Annotated in this window: 1 protein-coding gene; it reads left to right on the top strand. The window is 31.1% G+C overall.

Annotated elements, in window-relative coordinates; translation table 11 throughout:
• Positions 1-3: 3 nt before the first annotated feature.
• On the top strand, positions 4-302 hold a 299-nt coding region (locus HMPREF2811_RS00425), incomplete at its 3' end, for a transposase (protein ID WP_246829777.1).

Below are 302 nucleotides of genomic sequence, written 5' to 3'. Positions count from 1 at the left end.
ATTGTGATTGACCGGTTCCATATCATTCAATTACTCAATAGAGCCCTTAACAACCTAAGGATTCAAGTAATGAATCAATATAAAAAGAAACCCTCGAAATGTGATTATAATAAGTTGAAAAAATTATGGAAATTACTTCTTAAAAACCGAGAAGATCTAGATTTTGAGAATTATCAAACCCATCGCCTGTTCGATGGATTAGTGACTGAAAAAATGATGGTAGAATATCTACTTTCGCTTGATATAGGGCTTAGAAATGCCTATGAAAAAATAAATGATTTCAAATATGCCATTATGACACA

The organism is Globicatella sp. HMSC072A10, assembly GCF_001811625.1.
Lineage (GTDB): Bacteria > Bacillota > Bacilli > Lactobacillales > Aerococcaceae > Globicatella > Globicatella sanguinis.
The sequence above is the reverse complement of the archived record's forward strand: the minus strand, read 5'-3'. Positions and strand labels throughout refer to the sequence as shown.